General features: G+C 57.6%; 6 protein-coding genes. 2 read left to right on the forward strand and 4 right to left on the reverse strand.

Going from position 1 to position 5,763, the window contains the following annotated elements:
* Positions 1-229 precede the first annotated feature (229 nt).
* The 3 genes from rsfS to AAG834_RS13350 form a co-directional block, all read right to left on the reverse strand.
* On the reverse strand, positions 230-616 hold the full coding sequence (gene rsfS / locus AAG834_RS13340; protein ID WP_039410466.1) for a ribosome silencing factor: 387 nt from the start codon (positions 614-616) through the stop codon (positions 230-232).
* Between the two features lie 67 nt (positions 617-683).
* Positions 684-1,295 carry a nicotinate-nucleotide adenylyltransferase gene (gene nadD / locus AAG834_RS13345; RefSeq protein ID WP_342032411.1) on the reverse strand — a complete coding sequence of 204 codons (612 nt, stop codon included), beginning with the start codon at positions 1,293-1,295 and terminating at the stop codon, positions 684-686.
* A gap of 57 nt (positions 1,296-1,352) precedes the next feature.
* Positions 1,353-1,949 carry a beta-class carbonic anhydrase gene (locus AAG834_RS13350; RefSeq protein ID WP_342032412.1) on the reverse strand — a complete coding sequence of 199 codons (597 nt, stop codon included), beginning with the start codon at positions 1,947-1,949 and terminating at the stop codon, positions 1,353-1,355.
* Between the two features lie 155 nt (positions 1,950-2,104).
* Between AAG834_RS13350 and AAG834_RS13355 the strand changes: the two genes are divergently transcribed.
* Both AAG834_RS13355 and AAG834_RS13360 read left to right on the forward strand, forming a co-directional pair.
* The gene (locus AAG834_RS13355; protein ID WP_342032413.1) at positions 2,105-2,983 is read left to right on the forward strand and encodes an NUDIX hydrolase; all 879 of its coding nucleotides are present in this window, start codon (positions 2,105-2,107) and stop codon (positions 2,981-2,983) included.
* A gap of 84 nt (positions 2,984-3,067) precedes the next feature.
* Positions 3,068-4,006 carry an ABC transporter ATP-binding protein gene (locus tag AAG834_RS13360; RefSeq protein WP_342032414.1) on the forward strand — a complete coding sequence of 313 codons (939 nt, stop codon included), beginning with the start codon at positions 3,068-3,070 and terminating at the stop codon, positions 4,004-4,006.
* Between the two features lie 97 nt (positions 4,007-4,103).
* Here AAG834_RS13360 and aldA read toward each other — a convergent pair whose 3' ends face one another.
* Complete coding sequence (aldA, locus tag AAG834_RS13365; protein WP_003742761.1) at positions 4,104-5,546, reverse strand: aldehyde dehydrogenase; 1,443 nt, start codon at positions 5,544-5,546, stop codon at positions 4,104-4,106.
* Between the last annotated feature and the right edge of the window lie 217 nt (positions 5,547-5,763).

A 5,763-nucleotide genomic window follows, 5' to 3' on the forward strand; every position in this document is an offset into this window, starting at 1 on the left:
GTTGCCTCGCCTTAGCTCAAAGAGAACGATTCTCTAAGGTGCTGAAGCACCAAGTGAATCGGTTCCGTACTATCTGTACTGTCTGCGGCTTCGTCGCCTTGTCCTGATTTTTGTTAATCCACTATATTGTTCGGTCAAGGGGTCGTCTGAAAATTTCGGTTTGGGCAAAGATAGGATTTAGCGTGCGCAATAAAGCCGTCTGTATGCACAGACGGCTTGGGGTGATGGCTTAGTCGGCGGCGTGCCAGGGTTTTTGCGCGCCGGCGTGGAAGCTGGGTTTTTCGCCGCCCCAGAGGGTGTCGATGTCGTAGAAGTCGCGGACGGCGGGCAGCATGACGTGGACGACGAGGTCGCCTGCGTCAACGAGCGTCCATTCGCCGCTGTCGCCTTCGGTGCTGAGGATTTCGAAGCCGGCTTCTTTGAGGCTGACGGCAACGTTGTTGGCGAGGGCTTTGACTTGGCGGGTGCTGTCGCCGCTGGCGATGATCATGCGGGCGAACAGTGAGGTTTTTTCTTGGGTTTCGAGGACGGAGATGTCTTTGGCTTTGATGTCTTCGAGGGCTTCAACGGCGGTTTCGACCATTTTTTGCAGGTCTTGCAGTTCTTGTTCGTTCATTGTTTTCCTAATGGTGGGAATGAAATGGGGTTTGGACGGTATTATAACTTATCTGTATGAATTTACGCTATTTTCCGCTTTGGTACAGTTTTTGTTCGCGGATGTAGCGGGCAACTTGGGGCGGGAGGTCGTCTGAAAGTCTGCCGCTTTGGAGGGTTTGGCGGATTTGGGTGGAGGAGGTGTTGTGCAGGGGGGCGTTGAGGATGCGGACGCTGCCGTTTTGGAGGGCTTCACCCAGCCAGGCATGGAGTTCGCGCGGGGTTTGGTTGAGGTTGTCGCCTTGGCGCATGGCGACGGCGATGTTGGTCTGGCGCACGAGGGTCTGCCATTTTTTCCAAGTATGCAGTTTCATGAGGCTGTCGCTGCCCATGAGCCACCAAAGTTGGGCGGCGGGGAATTGCTGGCGGAAGATTTGGACGGTGTCGAAGGTGTAGGTCGCGCCGTCGCGGACGATATCGCAGTCGCTGGCGGCGAAGCGGGGGTCGTCGGCGATGGCGAGTTCGGTCATGATGAGGCGGTCTTGTGCGGAGGCGCGGGACGGGTCTTTGTGGTAGGGGTCGCCTGTGGGCAGAAAGACGACAGTGTCAAGTCCGATTTCGTCGGCGAAGGCGCGGGCGATGTGGAGGTGGCCGTTGTGGATGGGATCGAAGGTGCCGCCGAAAAGTCCGATGTTTTTCATGGGTGTCCTTGGGTGTGGGGTGTGCGCTCTGTTTGGGTTTCAGACGACCTGTCGGGTTTATGGGTTGGCGGGGTCGTCTGAAAGGCTTTCTGTGCCGGGGCTGCCGTCAACAACCAGGGTAAGTTTGCCGGTGGTCGGATGGATGATGAGTCCGTGGACGGCGATGTCGGCGGGCATGAGCGGATGGTTGCGGATGACTTTGACGGTGTGGCGGACGCTGTCTTCTACGTTGTCGAAACCGGTCAGCCAGTTGTCGAGGTCGATGCCGGCGTTGCGCAGGGTTTCGATGCGGTCGTCGGGAATGTTGTTATTGTGTACTTTTTCAAGGAAACCGGCGGCGTTCAGCCCCTTCATGCCGCAGTCGTGGTGGGCGATGACCATGATTTCTTTGACTTTGAGTTCGAACACGGCGACCAAAAGGCTGCGCATGACCGACCCCCAAGGATGGGTAACGACCGCGCCGGCGTTTTTGATGAGCTTGGCGTCGCCGTTTTTCAGTCCGAGCGCGTTAGGTAGCAGCTCGATGATGCGCGCGTCCATGCAGGACAGGATGGCCAGTTCGCGGCCGGGATATTTGTCAGTGAAATATTTTTCGTATTCGCCCGATTCGACAAAATTTTGGTTATAGGCGAGAATTTCGCTCAATTCGCTCATGGTGTTTGACCTCCGACAGAATGCGACGATTATAGCCTTTTTCGGGCGGTTTGGCTTTGCAGCGTGCGCCGTGCGGCTGTGGATAGAGTCGGTTGCAAATTGAAACGAAGCAGATACAATCCGCTTTATGTTTATGATTGGATTGAGGAACAGCCATGTCTCCGCACCCTTGTTTTTCCGAAATGATCGACAGCCGCACCCACGACGCACTCTACGATTGGGCGCGGGCAAGTTACGGCGCGTCGGACGACTGGAACACGCTCCATCTGAACGGGCTGGCTTTGGGTCGTCTGAATCCGTTTTGGCGCGAACGGATCAAACAAGACTGGCAGGAAGGGCTTTCTGAAGTTTCAGACGACCTCTACCTGCAAACGGACAACTGGCTGGCGATGGGCGACAGTTTGCAGCACTTGGCGCACGAATGGAAAAGCCTCGGACTGCTGCACGGCTGGCGCGACGAAAAGTTTGACGTGTGCGACGACGCGGGCAAAGTTCTTTTCGCATTGGAACGCGCCGCCTTCCGCCCGTTCGGAATCATGAGCCAAGCCGTCCACCTCAACGGACTGGTGCAAACCGACGGCGGCTGGCATTTTTGGATAGGCCGCCGCAGCCCGCACAAAGCCGTCGATCCCAACAAACTCGACAACCTCGTCGGCGGCGGCATTGCCAGCGGCGAAACCCCGTTTGAAGCCGTCTGCCGCGAAAGCGAAGAAGAAGCCGGACTGATGCCGCCCGCCCTCGCTACACTCCGACCCGCCGCCCGAATCCACAGCCTGCGTCCTGTCTCGCGCGGCATCCACAACGAAATCCTGCACATCTTCGACATCGTCCTGCCCGAAACCGTCCGCCCCGAAAACCAAGACGGCGAAGTCGCAGGATTTGAATTGATGAACGTTTCGCAACTTGTCGAAACCATGTTGTCCCAAACCATGATGCACGATGCCCAGCTCGTTACCCTCGAAACCCTCAAACGCTACGGCGCGCTCGACAGGCAGCACCCGCTAAGCCTTTGGCTGGACAGCCTTTGCCGCTGAGCGCCGAAAAATGAGCCGATAAACCAACCCGCCAACGCCCCGCCGTTTTCCTTCCCCGATTCCCCAAAAGGTCGTCTGAAACCCATGCTCCGACTTACCGACATCTGCAAACGCTTCGACAGCAAAACCGTCGCCGACCACATCAGCCTGACCGTCGCCGCAGGCGAAACCCTCGCCGTCCTCGGACGCTCCGGCTGCGGCAAATCCACCCTGCTCAAAATCATTGCCGGCATCGTCAAGCCCGACAGCGGCGAAGTCTGGCTGGACGGGCAGGACATCACCACCGTCCCGCCCGAAAAGCGCAACGTCTCGCTGATGTTTCAAGACTACGCCCTGTTCCCGCACCTGACCGCCCAAGAAAACGTCGGCTTCGGACTCAAAATGCGCCGTCTGCCCAAAGCCGAAATCGAAGCACAAACCATGCAGGCGCTGCGCGACATCGGTTTGGAAAACGAAGCCCGCCGCAAACCCGGCAGCCTCTCCGGCGGCGAACAGCAACGCCTCGCCCTCGCCCGCGCCCTGATTATCAAACCGTCGCTGCTCCTCTTGGACGAAGCCTTCTCCAGCCTCGACACCCACCTGTGCCACAACCTCTACCACCTGACCGACGAGAGCATACGCCGTCAAAACATCCCCGCCGTCCTCGTGACCCACTCCCCCGAAGAAGCCGCCGCGCTGGCAGACCATATCGCCCTCATGCACGAAGGGCGCATCCTCCAATACGGCACGCCCGCCGAACTCTTCCGCCGCCCTGCCAACGCCCAAGCCGCCCGCCTGCTCGGACTGCCCAACATCGACGATACGCGCCACATCCCTACGCACGCCATCCGCCCCGACCCGCAAGGCACACCCTGCCGCATCCTGTCCCTTACCCCTTTGCCCGACAGCCTGCGCCTGACCTTCGCCCACCCCGAATACGGCGAACTGACCACCCTGCTGCCCGCCGGACAGCTACCCGACGGCGATACCGTGCCGATACATATCGATAAAGGACAAATCGTTTGGTTTGAACCGTTGCGATAATGTTTTGTACACAGCCTTAATACGTTGCGTCCGAACATAGAAAAAGGTCGTCTGAAAATTTTCAGACGACCTTTTATGTCAGCGCATCAAGGCGTTATCAAATATTGGTTTCCAGATAAACGACTTGGGTTTGCAGATATTCTTCCAAACCGTGTTTGCCGTCCGCGCCGCCGATACCGGATTTTTTCCAGCCCGCGTGGAAGCCCTGCATGGCTTCGAAGTTTTCGCGGTTGATGTAAGTTTCGCCGAATTGCAGGCGGCGGGTGACGTAGAAGGCTTCGTTCAGGTTGGTGGTGTACACGGAGCTGGTCAGACCGAATTCGCAGTCGTTTGCCAAGGCGATGACTTGGTCGAGCGTGTCGAAAGTGGAAACAGGCAGGACGGGGCCGAAGGTTTCTTCCTTCATGATGTCCATGTTGTTGTCGGTATCGGTCAGCAGGGTCGGCTCGAAGAAATAGCCGCGTCCTTCGGCGCGTTTGCCGCCGCAGACCAGCGTCGCACCTTGCTTGACGGCGCGTTCCACTTTTTCGGCAACGGCTTTGACGGCGCGTTCTTCAATCAGCGGGCCCATTTCCAGCGCGCCTGCTTCGGCTTCGGCAGGGTTGCCGTAGCGCACGCCTTTCATGGCGGCGGTCATTTTTTCAATGAACGCGTCTTTCAGGCTGCTGTGGACATAGACGCGCTCGGCGCAGTTGCAGATTTGACCGGTGTTACCGACGCGAGAAGCCAAGATGGATTTCACTGCCAAGTCCAAATCCGCGTCTTTCAGAACGATGGCGGGGGCTTTGCCGCCGAGTTCCAGCGAGACTTTGGTGATGTTGGCGGAAGCGGCTTCCATCACTTGGCGGCCTGCTTCGACGGAGCCGGTCAGGCTGACCATATCGACTTGCGGATGGGCGGACAGGGCATTGCCGATTTCCGCGCCGGGACCGTTCACCACGTTGAACACGCCTGCGGGCAATCCGACCGCATCGACGATTTCGGCGAAGATGTGGCAGTTGATCGGGGTCACGCTGCTGGGTTTGACGACGATGGTGTTGCCCGTGACCAAAGCGGGGCCCATTTTGCGGGCAATCAGGAAGAAGGGGAAGTTCCACGGCAGGATGCCTGCCACGACGCCCAGCGGACGTTTGAACAATAAAATATTTTCACGCGGGCGGTCGCTTTGGATGATTTCACCTTCGTAACGGCGCGCCCATTCGGCTTGGTAATCGAGATAGTCGGCGGTGAACATGACTTCCACGCGCGCCAAGTCTTTGGTTTTGCCGCCTTCGGCAACGATGGTGTCGGTCAGCTCGTCGGCGCGTTCGCGTATGCCTTGGGCGATTTTGCGCAAATACGCGCCGCGTTCGACCGCAGGCAGCCGCTCCCATGCCGGTTGCGCCGCACGCGCCGCCGCTACGGCACGGTCAACGTCTGCTTTTCCGCCTTTGGGTTCGCGGGCGATGGTTTCTTCGGTGGAAGGGTTCAATACGTCGCGCCATTCGCCGTTGAAATCATTTTCAAAGCGTCCGTTGATGTACATGGCCAATTGTTTCATTTCAAGTTCTCCTATTGTTGTAGTCGCGTGTAGTCAGTGTATGCTTTTTATGCCGCCGCTGCAATGGAAATGCTGTTTGAAAATGCAAATTTAATATAGTGGATTAACTTTAAACCAGTACGGCGTTGCCTCGCCTTAGCTCAAAGAGAACGATTCTCTAAGGTGCTGAAGCACCAAGTGAATCGGTTCCGTACTATCTGTACTGTCTGCGGCTTCG

It is taken from the genome of Neisseria sp. Marseille-Q2251, from assembly GCF_940793045.1.
Classification (GTDB): domain Bacteria; phylum Pseudomonadota; class Gammaproteobacteria; order Burkholderiales; family Neisseriaceae; genus Neisseria.

What these genes read in the sequence shown, in the direction of transcription:
- rsfS (WP_039410466.1), bottom strand. Translation starts at nt 616, where the DNA reads ATGAACGAACAAGAACTGCAAGACCTGCAAAAAATGGTCGAAACCGCC.
- nadD (WP_342032411.1), bottom strand. Translation starts at nt 1,295, where the DNA reads ATGAAAAACATCGGACTTTTCGGCGGCACCTTCGATCCCATCCACAAC.
- AAG834_RS13350 (WP_342032412.1), bottom strand. Translation starts at nt 1,949, where the DNA reads ATGAGCGAATTGAGCGAAATTCTCGCCTATAACCAAAATTTTGTCGAA.
- AAG834_RS13355 (WP_342032413.1), top strand. Translation starts at nt 2,105, where the DNA reads ATGTCTCCGCACCCTTGTTTTTCCGAAATGATCGACAGCCGCACCCAC.
- AAG834_RS13360 (WP_342032414.1), top strand. Translation starts at nt 3,068, where the DNA reads ATGCTCCGACTTACCGACATCTGCAAACGCTTCGACAGCAAAACCGTC.
- aldA (WP_003742761.1), bottom strand. Translation starts at nt 5,546, where the DNA reads ATGAAACAATTGGCCATGTACATCAACGGACGCTTTGAAAATGATTTC.